Here is a 23088-nt window from a genome sequence, read left to right as displayed (position 1 = left end):
CTGTAATAAGGAGAAGTAGTGTACACGCTGACGCGGCGAGCGGATATCCATCCGCGCCATTTGCCAAAAGCGGTCATTTTCTGTATACTGCGCCGCCTTTGATGAGAAACGCTCGTCAAAGATTACACATTAATTGTTCAACCGCGTGTGGTGCTGTGCAGGTATAGCCTGGCACGGAGAGCGACACGGCCTTTTATGAGGTTCTCCCATGAAACAAGGTATTCACCCGAAATACGAAGCAGTGACCATCACTTGCTCTTGCGGTAACGTGATCAATACTCGCTCTACTATGGCTCACAACCTGAACCTGGACGTGTGCGGCAAATGCCACCCGTTCTACACTGGTAAGCAGCGTGTTGTTGACACCGGTGGCCGTGTTGATCGCTTCAACAAGCGTTTCAGCCTGCCGACCAGCAAGAAATAAGATTTGTTTGTCGTCGACGCCTGTGGGTGTCGGCTACAAGAAAAAACCCAGCTTCGGCTGGGTTTTTTTGTTTCTGGCGTCAGTATTCCCAGGTATCGGGATTGATGCCCATCTCACGCATGATCTTCTTCGCTTCTTCCGGGATCTCATCACTACGCTCTTTACGTAGATCTACGTCGTCCGGCAGAGGTTGGCCGGTGAAGGCATGCAAAAAGGCTTCGCACAGCAGTTCACTGTTGGTGGCATGACGCAGGTTATTAACCTGACGACGGGTGCGCTCATCCGTTAGAATTTTCAGCACTTTCAGCGGGATAGATACCGTGATCTTCTTGACCTGCTCGCTCTTCTTACCGTGCTCAGCGTAAGGGCTGATATATTCGCCGTTCCATTCAGCCATGGGTTACCTTAATCAATAAAAGTGGAATGTGGGGAAATCCGTTGATTATGCCCGATTTCTTGGTGCCTGACCCCTGAAAATGCAGGTTTTATGCTTAAACATCACTTTCCCGGAGAAAGCGCGCTGAACACCAGGCGATGACGCGTAATTTTAGCGGGTATTGATGCTTTGCTCAATCTATACGCAAAGACATTTAGATGTCCAGATGTATTGACGTCTATTGTCGGAATGCTATCCTGTTGCCTCTTCTTTTTACTCTTCAGGAACAGTAAGCACCATGACGCGTAAACAGGCAACCATCGCAGTACGCAGCGGTTTGAATGATGACGAGCAATATGGCTGCGTTGTCCCACCGATTCACCTCTCCAGCACCTATAACTTCCTTGACTTCAACCAGCCACGCGCCCATGACTACTCTCGTCGTGGTAACCCGACGCGTGACGTGGTGCAACGTGCGCTGGCAGAACTGGAAGGTGGCGCAGGTGCGGTATTAACCAATACCGGCATGTCAGCGATTCATCTGGTGACCACCGTGTTCCTGAAGCCGGGTGATTTGCTGGTGGCACCGCACGATTGCTATGGCGGCAGCTATCGTCTGTTCGACAGCCTGAGCAAGCGCGGCGCGTACCGGGTTAAGTTTGTCGATCAGGGCGATAAAGCGGCGTTACAGGCGGCTCTGGCAGAAAAACCGAAGCTGGTGTTGGTGGAAAGCCCCAGCAATCCTTTATTACGCGTGGTGGATATTGCCGCGATTTGTCAGGCCGCGCGTGAAGCGGGTGCCATCAGCGTGGTGGATAACACCTTCCTCAGCCCGGCACTGCAAAACCCGCTGGCGCTGGGTGCCGACCTGGTGATTCACTCCTGCACCAAATACCTGAATGGCCACTCCGATGTGGTGGCGGGTGCGGTGATTGCTAAAGATCCGGCATTGGCGACGGACCTTGCCTGGTGGGCCAACAACATTGGTGTAACCGGTGCGGCCTTCGACAGCTATCTGCTGCTGCGTGGCCTGCGTACTCTGGGGCCGCGTATGGCGGCCGCACAGCGCAATGCGCTGGCAATTGTTGATTACCTAAAGCAACAACCGTTGGTGAAAAAACTGTATCATCCTTCCCTGCCGGAAAATGCCGGTCACGAGTATGCGGTACGTCAACAGCGCGGCTTTGGTGCCATGTTAAGTTTCGAGCTGGACGCCGACGAAGCGCGCCTGCGCCGTTTCCTCAAAGCGTTGCAGCTGTTCACGCTGGCTGAGTCACTGGGTGGTGTTGAGAGCCTGATATCGCACACCGCCACCATGACGCATGCCGGCATGTCGGCCGAAGCGCGTGCCGCAGCGGGAATTTCCGAAACGTTGCTACGTATTTCTGTCGGAATTGAAGATCACGAAGATTTAATCGCCGATCTGGATAATGCATTCAGGATCGCAGCCGAGGGGTAACCATGACGATTTCAGCAGGCGCGGGAACGCCGACCAGTAAGCAGTTGCATAAATTTGGTGGCAGTAGCCTGGCCGATACCCGTTGCTATCAACGCGTTGCCAGCATCATGGCGGATTACAGCCAGCCGGGCGATTTGATGGTGGTTTCTGCCGCAGGCAGCACCACCAACCAGCTGATCAGTTGGCTCAAGCTGAGCCAGAGCGATCGGTTGTCAGCGCACCAGGTGCAACAGGCGTTACGGCGTTTTCACAGCGAGCTGATTGCATCGCTGTTACCGGCTGAAATGGCAGAAACCCTCACCGCGACTTTTATTCGTGATTTGGAAAAACTGGCGGCGCTGTTGGATGGCACCATTACCGACGCGGTATACGCCGAGGTGGTAGGGCACGGTGAAATCTGGTCAGCACGGCTGATGGCGGCGGTGCTGAGCCAGCGTGATATCGAAGCCGTATGGCTGGATGCCCGCGATTTTCTGCGTGCCGAGCGTGCCGCGCAACCGCAGGTTGATGAAGGAAAATCCTTGCCGCTGTTGCAGGCGCTGCTGACACAGCATCCGCATCAGCGCCTGGTAGTAACCGGTTTTATCAGCCGTAACGATGCCGGTGAAACCGTGCTGCTGGGCCGTAACGGCTCGGACTATTCCGCCACGCAGATTGGTGCGCTGGCCGGTGTCGGACGCGTAACCATCTGGAGCGACGTGGCCGGGGTGTATAGCGCTGACCCGCGCAAGGTGTCGGATGCTTGCCTGTTACCGTTGCTGCGCCTCGATGAGGCAAGTGAACTGGCACGTCTGGCTGCACCGGTGCTGCATACCCGTACCTTGCAGCCGGTGTCGAATAGCGATATCGACCTGCAACTGCGTTGTAGCTACCAGCCGGAACAGGGTTCGACGCGCATTGAGCGTGTGCTGGCCTCGGGCACGGGCGCACGCATTGTCACCAGCCACGATGACGTCTGCCTGATTGAAATCCAGATCCCCAACAGCCATGATTTCGCCACCCTGAATAAAGAAATCGATCTGCTGCTGAAGCGCGCACAATTGCGTCCATTAGCGGTGGGTACCCATCCTGATCGCCAGTTGCTGCAACTGTGCTACACCTCGGAAGTGGTGAACAGCGCCTTTAACCTGTTGCAGGACGCGGCGTTGCCTGGCCATTTGCAACTGCGTGATGGTTTAGCGCTGGTAGCGTTGGTGGGAGCGGGAGTCACGCGTAACCCCCTGCACAGCCATCGTTTCTGGCAACAAATTAAAGACCAGCCGGTGGAGTTTGTCTGGCAGTCAGAAGAACATATCAGCATCGTGGCAGTACTGCGTGTCGGCCCGACCCAGCATCTGATTCAGGGTCTACATCAGTCGCTGTTTCGCGCCGAAAAGCGTATTGGCCTGATGCTGTTTGGTAAAGGCAATATCGGCTCCCGCTGGCTGGAGTTGTTTGCGCGCGAGCAGGAGACGCTGTCGGCACGCACCGGATTCGAATTTGTGCTGGCAGGGGTGGCAGACAGTCGCCGCAGCCTGCTGAGCTACGACGGTCTTGATGCCAGCCGCGCCCTGGCTTTCTTTGATGATGAAGCCGAGGAGCGCGATGAAGAGTCGTTGTTCCTGTGGATGTGCGCGCATCCGTTTGATGATCTGGTGGTGCTGGACGTTACCGCCAGTGAGCCGCTGGCGCAGCAGTATCTCGATTTTGCCAGCCACGGCTTCCACGTTATCAGCGCCAACAAGGTGGCTGGTGCGTCGAACAGCCAGAGTTGGCGACAGATTCGTGATGCTTTCACCAAAACCGGCCGCCATTGGTTGTACAACGCCACCGTGGGTGCGGGTCTGCCGGTGAACTATACGGTGCGCGATTTGCGTGAAAGCGGTGATTCGATTCTCGCCATCAGCGGCATCTTCTCCGGGACGCTCTCCTGGCTGTTTTTGCAGTTTGACGGCACCGTGCCGTTTACCGAATTGGTGGATCAGGCGTGGCAGCAAGGGCTGACCGAGCCGGATCCACGCGTTGACCTCTCCGGTCAGGATGTGATGCGCAAGCTGGTGATTCTGGCGCGTGAAGCGGGCTATAACATCGAACCAGACCAGGTTCGCGTGGAGTCGCTGGTACCCGCCAGCTGCGAAGGCGAATCGATTGATCACTTCTTTGAGAATGCTGATGAACTGAATGATCAGATGATCCAGCGTCTGGAAGCAGCACAGGAGATGGGGCTGGTGCTGCGCTATGTCGCGCGTTTCGATGCCAATGGCAAAGCGCGTGTTGGCGTAGAAGCGGTGCGTCCGGAACATCCGCTGGCGGCGCTGCTGCCGTGCGATAACGTGTTCGCCATTGAAAGTCGTTGGTATCGTGATAACCCGCTGGTCATTCGTGGGCCAGGTGCCGGGCGTGATGTCACCGCCGGAGCCATCCAGTCGGATATTAACCGCCTCGCGCAACTGCTGTAACCCGCCTTATGATGCAGACGGTGACGGGCCGTCTGCATTTTTCATTTTTTTCCCACCATCGTGAAATTCCTTCATGTTGGTTGAATATTTGTCACGCCTGGACATTAATTTTCAGTTGACGCTAAGTCGGGAATCGTTCATTTTGTGCATCTGGACGTCTAAACGTATGGATGTTCGAAAACCACAAATAATCGATGTGTGAAGGTGAGGTAACAGGATGAGTTTCTTTCATGCCAATCAGCGCGAAGCGCTGAATCAAAGCCTGGCTGAGCTGAACGGGCAAATTAATGTCTCTTTTGAGTTTTTTCCGCCACGTACCAGCGAAATGGAAGCAACCCTGTGGAACTCTATTGACCGTCTTAGCAGCCTGAAGCCGAAATTTGTTTCGGTTACCTATGGTGCCAACTCGGGCGAGCGTGACCGTACCCATAGCATCATCAAGGGCATTAAAGAGCGCACCGGCCTGGAAGCAGCACCGCATCTGACCTGCATCGATGCCACGCGTGATGAGTTACGCACCATCGCGCGCGATTACTGGAACAGCGGCATTCGCCATATCGTCGCGCTGCGCGGCGATTTACCACCGGGTAGCGGTAAACCGGATATGTACGCGTCTGATCTGGTCGAATTGCTGAAAGATGTGGGCGATTTTGATATCTCGGTTGCCGCCTATCCTGAAGTGCATCCGGAAGCGAAAAGCGCACAGGCAGACCTGATCAACCTGAAACGCAAGATTGATGCCGGTGCTAACCGTGCCATCACGCAATTTTTCTTCGACGTCGAAAGCTACCTGCGCTTCCGCGACCGTTGTGTGGCGACCGGTATCGATGTGGAAATCGTGCCGGGCATTCTGCCGGTGTCCAACTTCAAGCAGCTGCAACGCTTCGCCACCATGACTAACGTGCGTGTGCCGGGCTGGATGAACGCGATGTTTGAAGGGCTGGATGATGACGCGGAAACGCGCAAAATGGTCGGTGCGAACATTGCGATGGATATGGTGAAAATCCTGTCGCGTGAAGGGGTGAAAGATTTTCACTTCTACACCCTGAACCGTGCGGAGATGAGCTACGCGATTTGCCACACCCTGGGTGTACGACCTCATCATAATTAGTCATACAAACTCGTAGCGGCGCGATTTATCGCGCAATCCCATGCGCGATAAATCGCGCCGCTACGGGCCACATCAAGAAGGGGCCGAAGCCCCTTGATATGTCTGCTTAACCGGTATTACGCATACCCGCTGCGACACCCGCGATAGTCACCATCAACGCTTGCTCAACACGCGCATCCGGCGCATCACCACGCTCTTCCTGCGCACGCGAACGGTGCAGCAATTCAGCCTGCAACACGTTCAGCGGGTCGGTGTAGACATTACGCAGCGCGATGGATTCGGCAATCCACGGCTGATCCGCCATCAGATGCGCATCGTTGGCGATGGTCAGCACTGCTTTGATATCCGCATCCAGTTGGTCACGCAGTTGCTGGCCCAGCGGCCACAATGATTTATCCACCAGACGCTGATCATAATATTCTGCCAGCCACAGGTCGGCTTTCGAGAACACCATCTCCAGCATGCCAAGACGGGTGGAGAAGAATGGCCAGTCGCGGCACATCGCTTCCAGTTGATCCTGGTGACCTTGCTCCATCGCTTTCTGGATTGCCGCACCGGCACCCAGCCAGGCTGGCAGCATCAGACGGTTCTGCGTCCAGGCAAAAATCCACGGAATCGCGCGCAGCGACTCCACGCCACCGGTGGCACGGCGTTTGGCCGGGCGTGAACCCAATGGCAGTTTACCCAGTTCCTGTTCCGGCGTTGCAGAGCGGAAATAGGGAACGAAATCAGGATTTTCACGTACATAGCCACGGTACATCGCACAGGAGTGAGCCGACAGACCGTCCATAATGTCGCACCATTCGCTTTTTGGCTCCGGTGGCGGCATCAGGTTGGCTTCGAGAATCGCACCGGTATACAGCGACAGGCTGGCGATAGTCACTTCCGGCAGGCCGTATTTGAAGCGGATCATCTCACCCTGTTCAGTCACGCGCAGGCCACCTTTCAGGCTACCCGGCGGCTGCGACAGCAGCGCAGCATGCGCCGGTGCGCCACCACGACCAATGGAACCGCCGCGTCCGTGGAACAACGTCAGGGCGATACCGGCTTTTTCACAGGTCTTGATTAACGCGTCCTGGGCCTGATACTGCGCCCAGCTTGCGGCCATCACGCCAGCATCTTTCGCGGAGTCAGAATAACCAATCATCACCATCTGCTTGCCCTGAATAAAGCCGCGATACCAGTCGATGCCCAGTAGCTGGCTCATCACGTCGTTGGCGTTGTTCAGGTCGTCGAGCGTTTCAAACAGCGGTGCCACTGGCATGGCGTAGGTGATACCGGCTTCTTTCAGCAGCAGATGCACCGCCAGCACGTCGGATGGCACTTTTGCCATAGAGATGACGTAAGCGGCAATCGAGCCTTGCGGCGCTTCGGCTGCCACTTTGCAGGTATCCAGCACTTCGCGGGTATTATCGCTCGGCTCCCACTGGCGTGGCAGCAGGGGACGTTTGGAATTCAGTTCACGGATCAGGAAAGCCTGTTTGTCGGCTTCTGACCAGCTTTCATAATCACCGAGGCCGAGATAGCGCGTCACTTCGGCAATCGCTTCGGTATGACGGGTGCTCTCCTGACGCAGATCGATACGCACCAACGGCACGCCAAAACACTTCACGCGGCGCAGCGTATCCAGCAGCTGACCATTAGCGATGATGCCCATGTCGCATTGTTGCAGTGACTGATAGATGGCAAACAGCGGTTGCCACAGCTGATCGTTGGACACCAGCAAATCAGCAGGACGTGGCACGCGCTCGCCTTTCAGACGACGCTCCAGGAAGGCCTGGGTGCTCATCAACTGACTACGGATGCGTTTCAGAATCACGCGGTAGGGTTCCAGCGCTTCCGGGTCGCCACACAGTTCACGTACTTCGTCGCTGCACTCGGACATTGACAGCTCGGAAATCAGCACGCCGACATCACGCAGGAACAGGTCGGCAGCTTTCCAGCGGCCGAGCTGCATAGCCTGTCGCGTGATGGTAGCGGTAACGTTCGGGTTGCCGTCGCGGTCGCCGCCCATCCAGGAGGTAAATTGTACCGGGACAAAATCCACTGGCAGCTGCATACCAAAGGTTTCTTCAACCTGCTCGTTCAGCTCGCGCAGAAACGCCGGTACGCCTTCCCACAGGCTGTTTTCCACCACGGCAAAGCCCCATTTGGCTTCATCAACCGGGGTCGGGCGATATTTACGAATTTCATCGGTGTGCCAGGCCTGGGCAACCAGTTGGCGCAGACGGCGCATCACCTGGTTGTATTCATATTCGGTGATATCGCTATGGTCGAGCTGTTGCAGGCAGCTATTCACCTCAACCAGCTTATGAATCAGCGTCCGACGCGTGATCTCGGTTGGGTGCGCAGTCAGCACCAGCTCCAGCGACAGTGACTCAATCGCCGCGCGGATATCGCTCTCATTCAGGTCTTTCTGCTGCTTCAGGCGATCGAAGGTGCTTTTCAGCAGCTCCGGGTGGTTGGCACCTTCGCCACTGCGCGCAATGGTCTGATATTGTTCAGCCACGTTGGTAAGATTCAGGAACTGGCTAAATGCACGCGCCACCGGCAGCAACTCGTCATTGGACAGGTTTTGCAGCGTGGACAGCAGTTCCTTACGATGAGTGTCATTTCCGGCACGGGATGACTTAGAGAGTTTGCGGATGGTCTCCACCTTATCGAGGATGTTCTCTCCCAGTGCATCCTTTATCGTATCCCCGAGCAGTTTGCCGAGCATACTGACATTACTTCGCATTGCGGAATATTGTTCGTTCATGTGACCCTGACACCCTTATCGTCTTTTTAATTCATATACCCAACGGGCATAACTTCGTCTTTTATCTAGCCACGTATCGCTCTGTTCGTCAATTGCCTTAAACTGACGAAATTTCGCTGCTAAATGCTGGAAATTCAAAGAATTTAACCAGAGCGAAGCGAGATAAGTTATTCTTATTATCAAATCCCGAACATTGACGGGGCATTTTGCTGATTAAACAGTGAAATGCCCCATCGATTGTCCATCAGTGACAAAAATGATGGACAACCTGCGTGATGAGCGCATGGGTTGGCTTAATAAATGCGGTATCAATAAATTCATCAGGCTGATGGGCCTGATTGATAGAACCGGGGCCTAACACCAGCGTTGGGCAAAGTTGCTGAATAAACGGTGCTTCGGTGCAGTAGTTCACCACTTCGGTCGGCGTACCCAGCAGTTTTTCCACCACTTTCACCAGTTCATGGTCGACCGGGCACTCGTAACCCGGAATCGGCGGATGCAGTTCACCGACGGTCAAACGACCCGGCCAACGCTCACTCACCGGAGCCAGCGCTTCATTCAGCAGACCATCCAGATCACTCAGGGTTAACCCCGGTAACGGTCGAATATCCATATGCAGTTCGCAGCAGGCGCAAATACGGTTAGCGGCATCGCCGCCGTGAATATGGCCAAAGTTCATGGTCGGGTACGGAATGGCAAAACCGTCATGGTTGTAACGGCTTTTCAACGTATTACGCAGCTGCATCAATTGGGTGATGGATTCATGCATCAGCTCAATGGCGTTCACGCCGCGTGAGGGATCGCTGGAGTGGCCCGATTGTCCCTGAATACGAATCACATTGGAGAGATGGCCTTTGTGCGCGCGTACCGGTTTCAGCGAAGTCGGTTCGCCGATGATGGCGCAGTCCGGGCTCAGTTGGGTGGATTCAGCGAAGTACTTCGCACCTGCCATCGTCGTCTCTTCGTCGGCGGTGGCAAGAATGTAGAGCGGTTTGCTCAGTTTGGTCACGTCTACGTCACGCAGCGCATCCAGAATAAAGGCGAAGAAGCCTTTCATATCTGCCGTGCCTAAACCGTAAAGCTTGTTGTCATGCTCAGTCAGGGTAAAGGGATCGCGCGTCCAGCGGCCATCATCGAACGGAACCGTGTCGGTATGGCCTGCTAATAATAAACCACCCGCGCCGGAACCCGTGCGCGCCAGCAGGTTAAATTTATGCCGTGTACCCGGTACAGGTTGCACTTCAGTATCGAAGCCAAGATCGCGAAACCAGCCCGCCAGCAAATTGATTAAAGTTTCATTGCTCTGATCGAGCGCGGCGTCGGTGGCGCTGATTGATGGTGTGGCAATCAGCTGGCGGTAGAGTTCGATAAAAGGTGGTAATTTTGTCTTCACTGTTGACGGTCCTTGGGTTAGGATGTATCAATATTCATGCATTAATAGTGAATAAAAATACATTAACGTCGTCTGCATGTGAACAGTAAATCTGTGCAAACGGCATCGTGGGCAACGGGGCAAGGCCGCGACCCGGAACGTGTGACTGTAATAAGGTATACAGCCTGATGTTGAATACGCTGATCGTTGGTGCCAGTGGTTACGCTGGCGTAGAGCTTGCCACCTACCTGAATCGCCATCCGCATATGAACATAACCGCTTTAGCGGTTTCAGCGCAAAGCCCGGATGCCGGAAAGTTACTTTCAGACCTGCATCCGCAGTTGAAAGGTATTGTCGACCTGCCATTGCAGCCGCTGAGCGATGCCGCTGAGTGGGCGGATAAAGTCGATGTGGTGTTCCTCGCCACCGCACATGAAGTCAGTCACGATCTGGCGCCGGAATTCCTGAAAGCCGGTTGCGTGGTATTTGATCTCTCCGGTGCGTTCCGTGTTAACGACGGTGCTTTCTACAATCAATATTACGGTTTCACCCATCAACACGGCGACTGGCTGGACAAAGCGGTTTACGGCCTGGCGGAATGGCAGCACGAAAAAATCAAAGAAGCCCAGCTGGTGGCGGTACCGGGATGCTACCCGACCGCCTCTCAACTGGCGTTGAAACCGCTGGTGGAAGCGGGCCTGCTGAATCAAGACCAGTGGCCGGTGATTAACGCGACCAGCGGCGTCAGCGGTGCCGGGCGTAAAGCCAGCGTCACTACCAGTTTCTGTGAAGTCAGCCTGCAACCTTATGGCATCTTCAATCATCGCCACCATCCGGAAATTGTTGCCCATCTCGGTACGCCGGTGATCTTTACGCCGCATCTGGGCAACTTCCCGCGTGGCATTCTTGCTACCGTCACCTGCCGCCTGAAACCGGGCGTCAGCGAACAGGACGTGGCAGAAGCTTTCCATAACGCCTACCACGACAAACCGCTGGTGCGTCTGTATAAGAAAGGTGTGCCTGCGTTGAAAGGTGTGGTTGGCCTGCCATTCTGTGATATCGGTTTTGCCGTGCAGGGTGAGCACCTGATTGTGGTTGCCGCAGAAGATAACCTGTTGAAAGGTGCTTCTTCGCAGGCGGTGCAGTGTCTGAATATTCGTTTCGGCTTCCCCGAAACACTGTCTCTGATTTAACGGGCGAGTAAGTAAACCATGACCAATCCTCTGATTATTAAACTGGGTGGCGTCCTGCTGGATAGCGAAGAAGCGCTGGCTCGCCTGTTCGATGCGCTGTTGGCGTATCGTAACGAGTATCAGCGTCCGCTGATCATTGTGCACGGCGGCGGCTGCCTGGTGGATGAGCTGATGAAGAAGCTCGCGCTGCCGGTGAAAAAGAAGAACGGTTTGCGCGTGACGCCAGCCGATCAGATTGACATTATTACCGGTGCTCTGGCGGGTACGGCGAACAAAACGTTGCTCGCTTGGGCGAAGAAGTATGGCATCAACGCGGTGGGCCTGTGCCTGGGTGATGCGGGTCTGGTAAATGTGGCGCAGTTTGATGAAGAATTGGGCCACGTCGGTAACGCCACACCGGGCAACCCGGCATTGATCAACACGTTGCTGGGCGCGGGTTATATGCCGGTGATCAGTTCCATCGGGATCACTGATGGTGGCGATCTGATGAACGTCAACGCTGACCAGGCGGCGACTGCGCTGGCGGCCACCATTGGTGCGGATCTGGTACTGTTGTCTGATGTCAGCGGCATTCTCGATGGCAAAGGTCAACGCATCGCAGAGATGACGGCCGCGAAAGCGGAACAGCTGATCGCCCAGGGCATTATTACCGATGGCATGATTGTTAAAGTTAACGCAGCGCTGGACGCGGCACGTACTCTGGGTCGCCCGGTGGATATTGCCAGCTGGCGTCATGCTGAACAGCTGCCAACTCTTTTCAACGGCGTGTCGATTGGCACCCGGATTCTCGCTTAACGATACTGATTCAAGGATTACGAAATGCAAACGCAAGGCATCAAAAAAATTGTTCTGGCTTACTCCGGTGGCCTTGATACGTCTGCCATCATTCCATGGCTGAAAGAGAACTACGGCGGCTGTGAAGTGGTCGCGTTCGTGGCGAATATCGGTCAGGACCCGGCAGATCTGGAAGGCGTTGAGAAGAAAGCGCTGCAATCCGGTGCCTCTGAATGTCATGTGGTTGACCTGCGCGAAGAGTTCATCAGCGAGTACGTTTACCCGGTGCTGCAAACCGGTGCGCTGTACGAAGGCACCTACCTGCTGGGTACCTCAATGGCGCGTCCGATTATCGCCAAAGCGCAGGTTGAGCTGGCGCTGAAAGTGGGTGCCGATGCCCTGTGCCACGGCGCAACCGGTAAAGGTAACGACCAGGTACGTTTCGAAACCACCTACACCGCACTGGCACCACAGCTGAAAGTGGTGGCGCCGTGGCGTGAATGGAACCTGCGTTCGCGTGAAGCGCTGCTCGACTACCTGAAAGAGCGCAACATCCCGACCACCGCGTCGCTGGAAAAAATCTACAGCCGTGATGAAAACGCCTGGCACATCTCCACCGAAGGTGGCGTGCTGGAAAGCCCGTGGAACGCACCGAACAAAGATTGCTGGGTGTGGACCGTTGACCCGCTGGAAGCACCGGATCAGGCGGAAAACGTCACCGTGACTGTGGAAAAAGGTCGCGTGGTTGGCGTTAACGGCGAGAAGCTGAGTCCGTTCGCCTGTCTGGAAAAACTGAACGCGCTGGGTGCGAAACACGGCGTAGGTCGTATCGACATCGTGGAAAACCGTCTGGTCGGCATCAAATCTCGTGGTTGCTATGAAACCCCGGGCGGCACCATTATGGTTAACGCGCTGCGTGCCGTTGAGCAGCTGGTGCTGGATCGCGACAGCTTCAAATGGCGTGAGCAGCTGGGCCAGGAGATGTCATACGTGGTGTACGATGGCCGTTGGTTTGCGCCGCTGCGTCAGTCCATCCAGGCGGCGGCTGAGTCCCTGGCTGAACTGGTGAACGGTGAAGTGGTTCTGCAACTTTACAAAGGTCAGGCGACAGCGATTCAGAAAAAATCGATCAACAGCCTGTATTCAGAAGAGTTTGCGACCTTCGGCGAAGACGAAGTGTACGATCACCGTCACGCGGGTGGCTTTATCCGTCTGTTCTCACTGTCTGCACGCATCCGTGCACTGAACGAGCAGAAGAAGTAATTCCGCACCAACGACATAGTTTCAAGGGCGGCTACGGGCCGCCCTTTGTTTAACCGTATTCAGGAGTATTCAGATGGCACTTTGGGGTGGACGCTTTACCCAGGCAGCAGACCAACGCTTCAAACAATTCAATGATTCGCTGCGTTTCGATTATCGCCTGGCGGAGCAGGACATCATCGGTTCCGTCGCCTGGTCAAAAGCGCTGGTGACGGTTAATGTTCTGAGCAGCGACGAGCAGCAGCAGTTGGAGGCGGCGCTGAACGCGTTGCTGGCCGAAGTGCGTGCCAATCCTGAGCAGATTCTGCAAAGCGATGCCGAAGACATTCATAGCTGGGTCGAAGGCAAGCTGATCGACAAAGTCGGCGCACTGGGTAAAAAACTGCATACCGGTCGTAGCCGTAACGACCAGGTCGCCACCGATCTGAAACTGTGGTGCAAAGAGCAGGTTGCAGTGCTGTTGGATGCCACTCGCGAGCTGCAAAAAGCGCTGGTTGCCACCGCCGAAGCCAATCAGGATGCAGTGATGCCGGGTTATACCCATCTGCAACGCGCCCAGCCGGTGACCTTTGCGCACTGGTGCCTCGCCTATGTCGAAATGCTGGCGCGTGATGAAAGCCGTTTGCAGGATACGCTGAAGCGCCTTGACGTCAGCCCGCTTGGCTGCGGCGCATTGGCCGGGACTGCATACGAGATCGATCGTCAGCAACTGGCGGGCTGGTTGGGTTTCGCCTCCGCCACGCGCAACAGCCTCGACACGGTATCTGACCGTGATCATGTGCTGGAACTGCTGTCTGATGCCTCTATCGGTATGGTGCATCTGTCGCGCTTTGCTGAAGACATGATCTTCTTCAACACCGGCGAAGCTGGGTTTGTCGAGTTGTCGGATAAAGTCACTTCCGGTTCTTCTCTGATGCCACAGAAGAAAAACCCCGATGCGCTGGAACTGATCCGTGGCAAATGTGGCCGTGTACAAGGCGCGCTGACCGGTATGATGATGACGCTGAAAGGCTTGCCGCTGGCGTACAACAAAGATATGCAGGAAGACAAAGAAGGGCTGTTTGACGCGCTCGACACCTGGCTGGATTGCCTGCATATGTCAGTGCTGGTGCTGGACGGTATTCAGGTGAAACGTCCACGTTGTCAGGAAGCGGCGGAGCAGGGCTATGCCAACTCTACCGAACTGGCGGATTATCTGGTCGCCAAAGGCGTACCGTTCCGCGAAGCGCACCATATTGTCGGCGAAGCGGTGGTGGAAGCGATTAAGCAGGGCGTGGCGCTGGAAGCGTTAAGCCTGGCGCAACTGAAGCAATTCAGCGCGACGATTGAAGAGGATGTCTATCCGATCCTGTCACTGCAATCCTGCCTGGATAAGCGTAACGCCCGTGGCGGCGTGGCACCGCAGCAGGTAGCTCTGGCGATTCAGGAAGCGCAGCAGCGTCTGAAGTAAGCCAATAAAAAAAGCGGGCTATGATATAGCCCGCCAACCTCTAGCTTCGGAATTTCATCTTGTTATAGGCACATCATCAAAGGGCAGGCACTCCAGCCAGCTCAGTGATTTGTCAGACTGATTGCAGGTGTTACTCCGTACTCTTTCAGCCTTTTTTCATATTGCTTCTGATGGCACTTATTATTCCTGTCAGTGGCTTGATAGGGCTAATCGTTCATTGCTATTCTATCTATCGCCACGGGCTATCGTGGTTCGGAGGATATCAATGAACATTCGTGATCTGGAGTATCTGGTTTCGCTTGCGGAGCATCGTCATTTCCGCCGTGCAGCGGATGCCTGTCATGTCAGTCAGCCAACGTTGAGCGGACAAATTCGTAAGCTGGAAGATGAATTAGGCGTTATGTTGCTGGAACGCACCAGCCGCAAGGTTTTGTTTACCCAGGCAGGGCTGCTGCTGGTAGACCAGGCTCGCACCGTGCTGCGTGAAGTCAAGGTGCTGAAGGAGATGGCGAGCCAGCAGGGCGAAACTATGTCCGGGCCACTGCATATTGGCCTTATCCCCACCACTGGCCCTTATCTGCTGCCGCACATCATCCCGATGCTGCATCAGACTTTCCCCAAGCTGGAGATGTATCTGCACGAAGCTCAGACGCAGCAGTTGCTGGCGCAACTCGACAGCGGCAAGCTTGACTGTGCGATTCTGGCGTTGGTGAAGGAGAGCGAAGCCTTTATTGAGGTGCCGCTGTTTGATGAACCGATGAAACTGGCGATCTACGAGGATCATCCGTGGCACGATCGCGACCGTGTTCCTATGTCAGATCTGGCGGGTGAAAAGCTGCTGATGCTGGAAGATGGTCACTGCCTGCGCGATCAGGCGATGGGTTTCTGCTTTGAAGCCGGTGCGGATGAAGACACTCATTTCCGTGCTACCAGCCTGGAAACGCTGCGCAATATGGTCGCCGCAGGGAGCGGAATCACCTTACTGCCGTCGCTGGCGGTGCCAAATCAGCGCGTGCGTGATGGCGTTTGCTATCTGCCTTGTTACAAGCCGGTACCACAGCGCACCATCGCGCTGGTGTATCGTCCGGGATCGCCTCTGCGCAGCCGCTATGAGCAGCTGGCAGAAGCAATTAAAACCCATATGCAGGCTTATCTCGATAACACGTTAAAACAGGCGGTTTAAGCCATTTAACGCGGCTACGCGATAGGCTTCGGCCATCGTGGGGTAGTTAAAGGTGGTATTCACGAAATATTCAATCGTGTTACCGCCATTTTTCTGCTCCATGATGGCCTGGCCGATATGGATGATCTCTGCCGCACGTTCACCAAAGCAATGAATTCCCAAGATTTCTTTGGTTTCACGATGGAACAGAATCTTCAAACTTCCCACATTCATGCCGACAATCTGCGCGCGCGCCAGATGTTTAAACTGCGCACGTCCCACTTCATAAGGCACTTTCATTGCCGTCAGCTGCTGCTCAGTTTTGCCGACTGAACTGATCTCCGGAATGGTGTAAATCCCGGTAGGAATGTCTTCAATCAGGTGCGCCGTCGCTTCACCTTTCATGATGGCCTGAGCAGCGATACGTCCCTGGTCATAGGCGGCGGAGGCAAGGCTGGGATAACCAATCACGTCGCCGACCGCATAGATATGAGGCTGTGCCGTCTGGTACATGCTGTTGACCTTCAGCAGACCGCGACCATCCGCCTCAAGACCGACATTTTCCAGCGCCAGTGAATCGGTATTACCGGTGCGGCCGTTGGCGTAAAGCAGGCAATCCGCTTTCACTTTTTTGCCGGATTTAAGATGCATGATGACGCCATCATTCACACCCTCAATCTTCTCAAACTCCTCGTTGTGACGAATCACCACGCCGCTGTTCCAGAAGTGGTAAGACAGCGAATCTGACATCTCCTGATCAAGGAACGCCAACAGACGATCACGGGTGTTGATCAGGTCAACCTTGACGTTCAGCCCACGGAAGATTGAGGCGTATTCACAGCCGATCACCCCGGCACCATAGATAATGACGTGGCCCGGTTCATGGTGCAGATTAAGAATCGAATCGGAGTCATAAATACGTGGATGGGTGAAATCGACGTCAGCCGGATGATAAGGGCGCGAACCACAGGCGATAACAAATTTCTCTGCGGTCAGGCGCTCGCGGGTGCCATCTGGCTGCTCTACTTCGATGGTGTTGGCATCAACAAAATGCGCATCGCCCTGATACAGCTCACAGCGGTTACGTTCATAAAAGCCCTGCCGCATTGCGGTTTGTTGGCTGATGACGTTTTCCGTGTGATTGAGGATATCCGCAAAGGAGGAACGCAGAAGCCGGGTATGATCACTGTAGAGGGGATTTTGATTGAACTCGATAATACGGCTGACAGCATGACGTAACGCTTTGGAAGGGATGGTGCCCCAGTGAGTACAACCGCCGCCGATGTTATGGTAGCGTTCGATCACTGCGATGCGCGCTCCCTGCTTCACCAGCCCCATGGCCGCACCTTCACCGCCCGGACCGGAGCCAATCACAATGGCATCGTAATCGTAAGACTTTTGCATACCAGTACGTCCTATGTTTCTATACATTTTTACAACGAGATTCTAACATCTCGCCGCGCACTTCTGAATTCTATCAGTGATTTTTGCCCACTTTTGACAAAGCGTGAGGTTAACAGGCGGTCACAAACTTTGCGCCGCTGTACGCTGAAAAGTTTGTTATAGTGCCTGCCTGATTACTCACAAGGCAGAGAGAATGGGCGTCAGAGCGCAACAAAAAGAACGTACAAGACGTACACTGATTGAAGCCGCCTTCAGTCAGCTAAGTGCAGAAAGGAGTTTTGCCAGCCTGAGTTTGCGTGAAGTTGCGCGTGAAGCCGGTATTGCGCCCACCTCATTTTACCGTCATTTCCGGGATGTGGATGAACTGGGTTTGACGATGGTTGACGAAAGTGGCCTGATGCTGCGTCAGCTGATGCGTCAGGCACGCCAGCGCATTGCCAAAGGCGGAAGCATTATTAAAACTTCTGTTGCAACTTTTATGGAGTTTATCGGGAACAATCCCAACGCTTTTCGTCTCTTATTACGCGAGCGCTCCGGAACGTCGGCGGCGTTTCGTGCTGCTGTAGCGCGTGAAATTCAACACTTTATTGCCGAACTGGCGGATTACCTTGAGCTGGAAAACCGCATGCCGCGTAGCTTCACCGAAGCACAGGCCGAAGCGATGGTCACCATCGTGTTCAGCGCCGGTGCGGAAGCGCTGGATGTGGATATTGAACAGCGTCGCAAGCTGGAAGACCGTCTGGTGCTACAGCTGCGGATGATCGCCAAAGGTGCTTATTACTGGTATCGCCGGGAGCAGGAACGGCTGGCGGTAACACTGGAAAAACCCGAAGAGTAATGTGATAAGGATAATGAAATGATTGAGCAAAACCCCCGCGATAAAGGAACGCTTTTACTGGCTTTTATCACCGGTTTGGCCATCAACGGCTCCTTTTCGGTGCTGTTCAGTGCATTTGTACCATTTTCAATTTTTCCGCTGATCGCCCTTGGCCTGGCGGCCTGGTGTCTGCATCAGCGTTACCTGAACCGTAATATGCCGGACGGCATGCCGTCACTGGCGGCGGCGTTTTTCCTGTTGGGGATTCTGGTCTACAGCGCGCTGGTGCGAGCGGAGTACCCGGATATTGGCTCCAACTTTATCCCGACCATCCTGATGGTCGCGCTGGTGTTCTGGATTGCGACGCGCTTTAAGCGACCGAAGAACAAGAATTAAAAAAACGGGAACCTCAGGGTTCCCGTTTTTTATTAGGCTTTGCGCGTCAAAAGTACGCCGCTTTCCATATGATGGGTATAGGGGAACTGATCAAACAACGCGAGACGTGCAACCTCATGGGTTTCTGCCAGCGTGGCGAGGTTATCGCATAGCGTTTGTGGATTGCAGGATATATAGAGGATACGTGGATAAGCCTGCACCATCTTGACCGTTTCGGCATCCAGCCCGCTACGCGGAGGGTCGACGAAAATGGTTTCACATTGATAACTTTGTAGGTCAATGCCTTCCAGTCGGTTAAAGCTACGCACGCCGTTCATTGCCTGAGTAAATTCCTCGGCGGCCATACGGATGATTTGCACGTTATCAATGTGGTTAGCGGCGATGTTGAACTGCGCGGCGGCTACCGAGGGTTTGGCAATTTCGGTGGCTAATACACGACGGAAATTACGCGCCAGCGCCAGGGAGAAATTACCGTTGCCGCAATACAGCTCCAGCAGGTCTCCGCGCGCGTTTTGCGTCACGTCCAGCGCCCACTCCAGCATCTGAATATTCATCGCGGCATTCGGCTGGGTAAAACTGTTCTCCACCTGACGATAAATCAGTTCTTTGCCCGCCACCGGCAGACGCTCATCGATGTAATCGCGATCGAGACAAATTTTGGTTTTGGTCGCGCGCCCAATCAACTGCACATCAAAACCTTCGGCGCGCAGGGCGTCACGTAATGCGCTGGCTGCCAGTTGCCACTCCTCTTCCAGTTTGCGGTGGTAGAGCAGGGAAATAACGATCTGATTGCTGAGGGTCGACAGGTAATCGATCTGAAACAATTTATGGCGCAGTGCACGGTTATCACGGGCAGCGTTGATCATTTTGGGCATCAGTTGGTTGATCAACTCGCTGGCGGCCGGAAATTGATCGACGCGAATACGCTGTTTGGTCTGCTGATCAAAGATGATGTGATACAGATCGTCGCCATCATGCCAGATGCGGAATTCGGCTCGCATACGGTAGTGACTGACCGGTGAACGGAACACCTCAACCTCTGGCGCAGCAAACGGTGCCATCATCGCCTGTAAACGGCTGACTTTTTCTGCCAGTTGCGCGTCATATTGTTCAATCGGGAGCTGTTCGGGTGTCATCTTCAATCCTGGTAATAAGCCTGCTTGCCGGGCGATTGTAGGCATTCGATTGCTGTTGTCCAGCCTTGTGCAAAAGAAGATGGCTGGAAGTCTGGATTTCTGGCCTTCTTGTCCGTAGACTGCGACGGCCGGCCTCCTTGAGTTAAAAGGGAATCCAGTGTGAATCTGGAGCTGACGCGCAGCGGTAAAGAATGTCGTGGTGATTGCTGATGCAGACACTGTCCTGCGGGATGGGAAGTCTTCACCATTAATGATTCTCAGCCCGAAGACCTGCCGGTGTGACGTCGCAATTCGTACGGTCATCGCGTGCTATCGATCGTATGCCTGCGGCATCCTGCTTTGTCTTTTGGATGCTATAACAATGAAAAAAACACATGCTTCGCTGTTTGCCTTCAGTGCAACGGCGGTGTCCCTCTGGGCGCAATTTGGCTATGCCCAGCAGGATGATGATACGCAAATCGTTACCGCTAATCGTTTTTCACAGCCAGTTTCTTCCGTGCTGGCGCCCACGACAGTTGTTACCCGCGAAGACATTGACCGCTGGCAGGCAAAAAGCCTCACGGATGTGATGCGTCGCCTGCCTGGCGTGGATATTGCGCAAAACGGTGGCATGGGCCAAAGCAGCTCCATGTTTATTCGTGGCACCAACTCCAGCCACGTCCTGATTCTGATTGACGGTATTCGTTTGAATCAGGCAGGCATTTCCGGATCGTCCGATCTCAGCCAGATTCCACTCTCGCTGGTACAACGCATCGAATATATTCGTGGCGCGCGTTCGGCGGTGTATGGTTCTGACGCGATTGGTGGTGTGGTGAACATCATCACGGGTCGTGATAAAAACGGTACCACGCTGACCGCAGGCGTTGGGTCGAAAGGCTACCAGAGCTACGATGGCTCTACCCAGCAGCAACTGGGCGATGCGACTAAGCTGACGCTGGCGGGCAACTATACCTACACCAAAGGCTACGATGTGGTGGCAAACCTGCCCGACATCTATGGCGATCCGGCGCAGAAAGACCGCGACGGTTTCATGAGCAAAACGCTGTACGGTTCGCTGGAGCATCAGTTTAGCGATCAGTTCAGCGGTTTCGTACGCGGCTATGGTTTTGACAACCGCACCGCTTATGATGGCTATCCCACTTATGTGGAACCCAACACCTTTGTCGATACCCGCCAGCTCTACAGCCAGACCTGGGATACCGGACTGCGCTTCAACCAGGGTATCTATTCATCGCAGCTGATTGCCAGCTACAGTCATACCAAGGATTACAACTACAGCCCACAGCTTGGCAAATATGACGCCACGGCGTCGCTGAATGATGTCCAGCAATACAACCTGCAATGGGGCAACTCGGTACAGGTGGGGCATGGTACGGTGAGTGGCGGTGTTGACTGGCAGAAACAAACCTCAGAACCAGGCACCAATTCTACCGTTGAAGGCCAGGAACAACGTAACACCGGTATATACGCCACCGCTCAACAGCAGTTTGGTAGCGTGACGCTGGAAGGCGCCGTGCGCGGAGATGACAACAATGCCTTTGGCTGGCATAACACCTGGCAGAGCAGCGCCGCCTGGGAGTTTGTTGATGGTTATCGCGTGTTTGCCTCTTACGCGACCGCCTATAAAGCGCCGAATCTGGCCCAGCTTTATAGCCAGACTTATGGCAACCCAAATCTGAAGCCGGAAGAAAGCAAGCAGTGGGAAAGTGGTTTTGAAGGTTTAACCGGGCCGGTCAACTGGCGTGTGTCGGGCTATCGCAATGACATCGATAACCTGATTGATAGCGATCCGAACACCTATGTTTACTACAACATCGATAAAGCGCGTATTAAAGGTGTGGAAGCCACGGCGTCTTTCGATACCGGTCCACTGAGTCATACCGTTTCTTATGACTATGTTGACGCGCGTGATGCCGAGACCAATCAGCAATTGTTGCGTCGTGCTAAGCAGCAGGTGAAATACCAGCTCGACTGGACGGTCTTCAATTTCGACTGGTCCATCACCTATCACTACCTCGGTGAGCGTTACGACAACGATTACAACCACTCCTATACGGCACAGCGCATTAAATTGGGCGGCGTAAGTTTATGGGATCTGGCGGTATCGTATCCGGTCACCTCTCAGCTCACCGTTCGTGGTAGAATTGCCAACCTGTTCGATAAAGACTACGAGACAGTGTATGGCTACCAAACTCCAGGAACGGAGTACTACCTCAGCGCCAGCTACAGCTTCTGATCTGCGTCCCACCGTGCTGGTTTTTGACTCTGGCGTCGGTGGGCTCTCCGTCTATGAGGAGATTCGGCAATTGCTGCCGAATCTCCATTATCTCTACGCCTTCGACAATGAAGGTTTTCCTTACGGTGAAAAAACCGAAACCTATATTGTCGATCGCGTTGTGGCGATCGTTGAGGCGATTACGCGGCGCTTTCCACTGGCGCTGGTGGTGATTGCCTGTAACTCGGCCAGTACAGTTTCTTTGCCAGCCCTGCGTGCAAAGTTTGGCTTCCCGGTGGTCGGGGTGGTGCCCGCCATTAAACCTGCCGCACGCTTAACGCGTAATGGGGTAGTGGGTTTGCTGGCGACACGCGGTACGGTAAAACGTCCTTATACACACGAACTGGTGGCGCAATTCGCTCGCGAATGCCAAATCAAGATGCTGGGCTCGGCAGAATTGGTAGAGCTGGCCGAGGCAAAGCTGCACGGTGAAGAGGTACTGCTGGAGGATGTACGTCGTGTGGTGCAACCCTGGCTGCGGATGAAAGAGCCGCCCGATACGGTAGTGTTAGGCTGTACTCATTTTCCTCTGCTGCGTGACGAGTTGCAGTTGGTGTTGCCGGAAGGGACGCGGCTGGTGGATTCCGGCGCGGCAATTGCGCGTCGTACCGCCTGGTTGTTGGAGCATGCGGCACCTGTTGCGCTTTCTGATGCGCCTAACATGGCATTTTGTACGCAGATGAATGAAGAAGTGCTGCAATTATCACCGGTTCTGCAACGTTATGGCTTCCCATTGATGGAAAAACTGGCGCTTTTGTGATGTTTCGTTGAAAAAAACAGCACTCAGAAATTAATTTGCATTTAGCGCTTGTCAGCCTCAAAGAACTCCCTATAATGCGCCTCCACTGACACGGAACAACGGCTTACGAAGCGATGTGTTGGTGAGGTCGCCTTAAGTGGCAACCTTCAGAAAAGCAAAAATAAATGCTTGACTGAAAACGCGGAAAGCGTAATATACGCAACCCGCGCCACACGAGAAATGTGGCACTGCTCTTTAACAATTTATCAGACAATCTGTGTGGGCACTCGCAGGATTGATATCAAAAGTCTACGGACTTAAAAAATATCAAGTCTCAAGAGTGAACACGTAATTCATTACGAAGTTTAATTCTTTGAGCATCAAACTTTAAATTGAAGAGTTTGATCATGGCTCAGATTGAACGCTGGCGGCAGGCCTAACACATGCAAGTCGAACGGTAGCACAGAGGAGCTTGCTCCTTGGGTGACGAGTGGCGGACGGGTGAGTAATGTCTGGGGATCTGCCCGATGGAGGGGGATAACTA

18 protein-coding genes and 1 riboswitch are annotated in these 23088 nt (G+C 54.3%); of the genes, 13 read left to right on the top strand and 5 right to left on the bottom strand.

All coding sequences use genetic code 11. The annotated features are described in order from the left end of the window. Nucleotides 1–208: 208 nt before the first annotated feature. A complete protein-coding gene (gene rpmE, locus CTZ24_RS19570; protein ID WP_013510985.1) occupies nt 209–424 on the top strand; it encodes a 50S ribosomal protein L31 in 216 nt (71 codons plus the stop codon). A 79-nt stretch (nt 425–503) separates the two neighbouring features. Here the strand turns inward: rpmE and metJ are convergent, their stop codons facing one another. Continuing rightward, nucleotides 504–821, bottom strand: coding sequence for a met regulon transcriptional regulator MetJ (gene metJ, locus CTZ24_RS19565; protein ID WP_013510984.1), 318 nt, complete (start codon nt 819–821; stop codon nt 504–506). Between the two features lie 277 nt (nt 822–1098). On the opposite strand from metJ, the gene metB reads away from it, so the two are divergent. The 3 genes from metB to metF all read left to right on the top strand — a co-directional run bounded on the left by metB (nt 1099) and on the right by metF (nt 5808). Continuing rightward, nucleotides 1099–2259 carry a cystathionine gamma-synthase gene (gene metB, locus CTZ24_RS19560; protein WP_013510983.1) on the top strand — a complete coding sequence of 387 codons (1161 nt, stop codon included), beginning with the start codon at nt 1099–1101 and terminating at the stop codon, nt 2257–2259. Between the two features lie 2 nt (nt 2260–2261). Further along, nucleotides 2262–4697, top strand: a complete 2436-nt coding sequence (locus tag CTZ24_RS19555; RefSeq protein ID WP_208724398.1) for a bifunctional aspartate kinase/homoserine dehydrogenase II — start codon at nt 2262–2264, stop codon at nt 4695–4697. A 217-nt stretch (nt 4698–4914) separates the two neighbouring features. Continuing rightward, nucleotides 4915–5808 carry a methylenetetrahydrofolate reductase gene (gene metF, locus CTZ24_RS19550; protein ID WP_208724397.1) on the top strand — a complete coding sequence of 298 codons (894 nt, stop codon included), beginning with the start codon at nt 4915–4917 and terminating at the stop codon, nt 5806–5808. A gap of 106 nt (nt 5809–5914) precedes the next feature. Here metF and ppc read toward each other — a convergent pair whose 3' ends face one another. Continuing rightward, entirely contained in the window at nt 5915–8566 is a 2652-nt protein-coding gene (gene ppc, locus CTZ24_RS19545) for a phosphoenolpyruvate carboxylase (RefSeq protein ID WP_208724396.1), read from the bottom strand. Nucleotides 8567–8810: 244 nt separating this feature from the next. Continuing rightward, nucleotides 8811–9959, bottom strand: coding sequence for an acetylornithine deacetylase (gene argE, locus CTZ24_RS19540; RefSeq protein ID WP_208724395.1), 1149 nt, complete (start codon nt 9957–9959; stop codon nt 8811–8813). Nucleotides 9960–10126: 167 nt separating this feature from the next. Here argE and argC point away from each other — a divergent pair, with 167 nt between their 5' ends. The 5 genes from argC (at nt 10127) to oxyR (ending at nt 15798) form a co-directional block, all read left to right on the top strand. After that, nucleotides 10127–11131 carry an N-acetyl-gamma-glutamyl-phosphate reductase gene (argC, locus tag CTZ24_RS19535; RefSeq protein ID WP_208724394.1) on the top strand — a complete coding sequence of 335 codons (1005 nt, stop codon included), beginning with the start codon at nt 10127–10129 and terminating at the stop codon, nt 11129–11131. 18 nt (nt 11132–11149) lie between these two features. Further along, on the top strand, nt 11150–11926 hold the full coding sequence (gene argB / locus CTZ24_RS19530) for an acetylglutamate kinase (RefSeq protein WP_208724393.1): 777 nt from the start codon (nt 11150–11152) through the stop codon (nt 11924–11926). Nucleotides 11927–11950: 24 nt separating this feature from the next. Next, complete coding sequence (locus CTZ24_RS19525) at nt 11951–13168, top strand: argininosuccinate synthase (protein WP_208724392.1); 1218 nt, start codon at nt 11951–11953, stop codon at nt 13166–13168. Between the two features lie 73 nt (nt 13169–13241). Then, the gene (gene argH / locus CTZ24_RS19520) at nt 13242–14615 is read left to right on the top strand and encodes an argininosuccinate lyase (protein ID WP_208724391.1); all 1374 of its coding nucleotides are present in this window, start codon (nt 13242–13244) and stop codon (nt 14613–14615) included. Nucleotides 14616–14880: 265 nt separating this feature from the next. Beyond that, nucleotides 14881–15798, top strand: coding sequence for a DNA-binding transcriptional regulator OxyR (gene oxyR / locus CTZ24_RS19515; protein WP_013510974.1), 918 nt, complete (start codon nt 14881–14883; stop codon nt 15796–15798). Here oxyR and sthA read toward each other — a convergent pair. Next, nucleotides 15781–17181 (bottom strand): Si-specific NAD(P)(+) transhydrogenase, encoded by a 1401-nt coding sequence (sthA, locus tag CTZ24_RS19510; RefSeq protein ID WP_013510973.1) that lies wholly within the window; start codon nt 17179–17181, stop codon nt 15781–15783. The genes oxyR and sthA overlap by 18 nt on opposite strands. Nucleotides 17182–17374: 193 nt before the next feature. Between sthA and fabR the strand changes: the two genes are divergently transcribed. Both fabR and CTZ24_RS19500 read left to right on the top strand, forming a co-directional pair. Beyond that, a complete protein-coding gene (gene fabR / locus CTZ24_RS19505; RefSeq protein WP_208724390.1) occupies nt 17375–18019 on the top strand; it encodes an HTH-type transcriptional repressor FabR in 645 nt (214 codons plus the stop codon). Nucleotides 18020–18037: 18 nt separating this feature from the next. Continuing rightward, complete coding sequence (locus tag CTZ24_RS19500) at nt 18038–18394, top strand: YijD family membrane protein (RefSeq protein WP_208716880.1); 357 nt, start codon at nt 18038–18040, stop codon at nt 18392–18394. Between the two features lie 32 nt (nt 18395–18426). On the opposite strand, the gene trmA is transcribed toward CTZ24_RS19500, so the two are convergent. Next, nucleotides 18427–19530: a tRNA (uridine(54)-C5)-methyltransferase TrmA gene (gene trmA, locus CTZ24_RS19495; protein WP_208724389.1), complete on the bottom strand. Its 1104-nt coding sequence runs from the start codon at nt 19528–19530 to the stop codon at nt 18427–18429. 115 nt (nt 19531–19645) lie between these two features. Beyond that, a riboswitch (cobalamin riboswitch) is annotated at nt 19646–19823 on the top strand. Between the two features lie 68 nt (nt 19824–19891). On the opposite strand from trmA, the gene btuB reads away from it, so the two are divergent. Together btuB and murI are read left to right on the top strand one after the other, a co-directional pair. Continuing rightward, nucleotides 19892–21766 carry a TonB-dependent vitamin B12 receptor BtuB gene (gene btuB, locus CTZ24_RS19490; protein ID WP_208724388.1) on the top strand — a complete coding sequence of 625 codons (1875 nt, stop codon included), beginning with the start codon at nt 19892–19894 and terminating at the stop codon, nt 21764–21766. Beyond that, on the top strand, nt 21711–22565 hold the full coding sequence (gene murI / locus CTZ24_RS19485; protein ID WP_208724387.1) for a glutamate racemase: 855 nt from the start codon (nt 21711–21713) through the stop codon (nt 22563–22565). Before btuB ends, murI begins: the two co-directional genes overlap by 56 nt. Nucleotides 22566–23088: the final 523 nt, after the last annotated feature.

The sequence above is a fragment of the Pantoea phytobeneficialis genome (genome assembly GCF_009728735.1).
Taxonomy (GTDB): Bacteria; Pseudomonadota; Gammaproteobacteria; order Enterobacterales; family Enterobacteriaceae; genus Pantoea; species Pantoea phytobeneficialis.
This window is presented reverse-complemented; position numbering and strand designations above follow the sequence as displayed.

Excerpts from the sequence above, each read along its gene's own strand:
- fabR (WP_208724390.1), top strand. The coding sequence starts at position 17,375 with ATGGGCGTCAGAGCGCAACAAAAAGAACGTACAAGACGTACACTGATT.
- oxyR (WP_013510974.1), top strand. The coding sequence starts at position 14,881 with ATGAACATTCGTGATCTGGAGTATCTGGTTTCGCTTGCGGAGCATCGT.
- sthA (WP_013510973.1), bottom strand. The coding sequence starts at position 17,181 with ATGCAAAAGTCTTACGATTACGATGCCATTGTGATTGGCTCCGGTCCG.
- btuB (WP_208724388.1), top strand. The coding sequence starts at position 19,892 with ATGAAAAAAACACATGCTTCGCTGTTTGCCTTCAGTGCAACGGCGGTG.
- argC (WP_208724394.1), top strand. The coding sequence starts at position 10,127 with ATGTTGAATACGCTGATCGTTGGTGCCAGTGGTTACGCTGGCGTAGAG.
- trmA (WP_208724389.1), bottom strand. The coding sequence starts at position 19,530 with ATGACACCCGAACAGCTCCCGATTGAACAATATGACGCGCAACTGGCA.
- CTZ24_RS19500 (WP_208716880.1), top strand. The coding sequence starts at position 18,038 with ATGATTGAGCAAAACCCCCGCGATAAAGGAACGCTTTTACTGGCTTTT.
- metB (WP_013510983.1), top strand. The coding sequence starts at position 1,099 with ATGACGCGTAAACAGGCAACCATCGCAGTACGCAGCGGTTTGAATGAT.
- argH (WP_208724391.1), top strand. The coding sequence starts at position 13,242 with ATGGCACTTTGGGGTGGACGCTTTACCCAGGCAGCAGACCAACGCTTC.
- murI (WP_208724387.1), top strand. The coding sequence starts at position 21,711 with ATGGCTACCAAACTCCAGGAACGGAGTACTACCTCAGCGCCAGCTACA.
- CTZ24_RS19555 (WP_208724398.1), top strand. The coding sequence starts at position 2,262 with ATGACGATTTCAGCAGGCGCGGGAACGCCGACCAGTAAGCAGTTGCAT.
- ppc (WP_208724396.1), bottom strand. The coding sequence starts at position 8,566 with ATGAACGAACAATATTCCGCAATGCGAAGTAATGTCAGTATGCTCGGC.
- metF (WP_208724397.1), top strand. The coding sequence starts at position 4,915 with ATGAGTTTCTTTCATGCCAATCAGCGCGAAGCGCTGAATCAAAGCCTG.
- rpmE (WP_013510985.1), top strand. The coding sequence starts at position 209 with ATGAAACAAGGTATTCACCCGAAATACGAAGCAGTGACCATCACTTGC.
- metJ (WP_013510984.1), bottom strand. The coding sequence starts at position 821 with ATGGCTGAATGGAACGGCGAATATATCAGCCCTTACGCTGAGCACGGT.
- argB (WP_208724393.1), top strand. The coding sequence starts at position 11,150 with ATGACCAATCCTCTGATTATTAAACTGGGTGGCGTCCTGCTGGATAGC.
- CTZ24_RS19525 (WP_208724392.1), top strand. The coding sequence starts at position 11,951 with ATGCAAACGCAAGGCATCAAAAAAATTGTTCTGGCTTACTCCGGTGGC.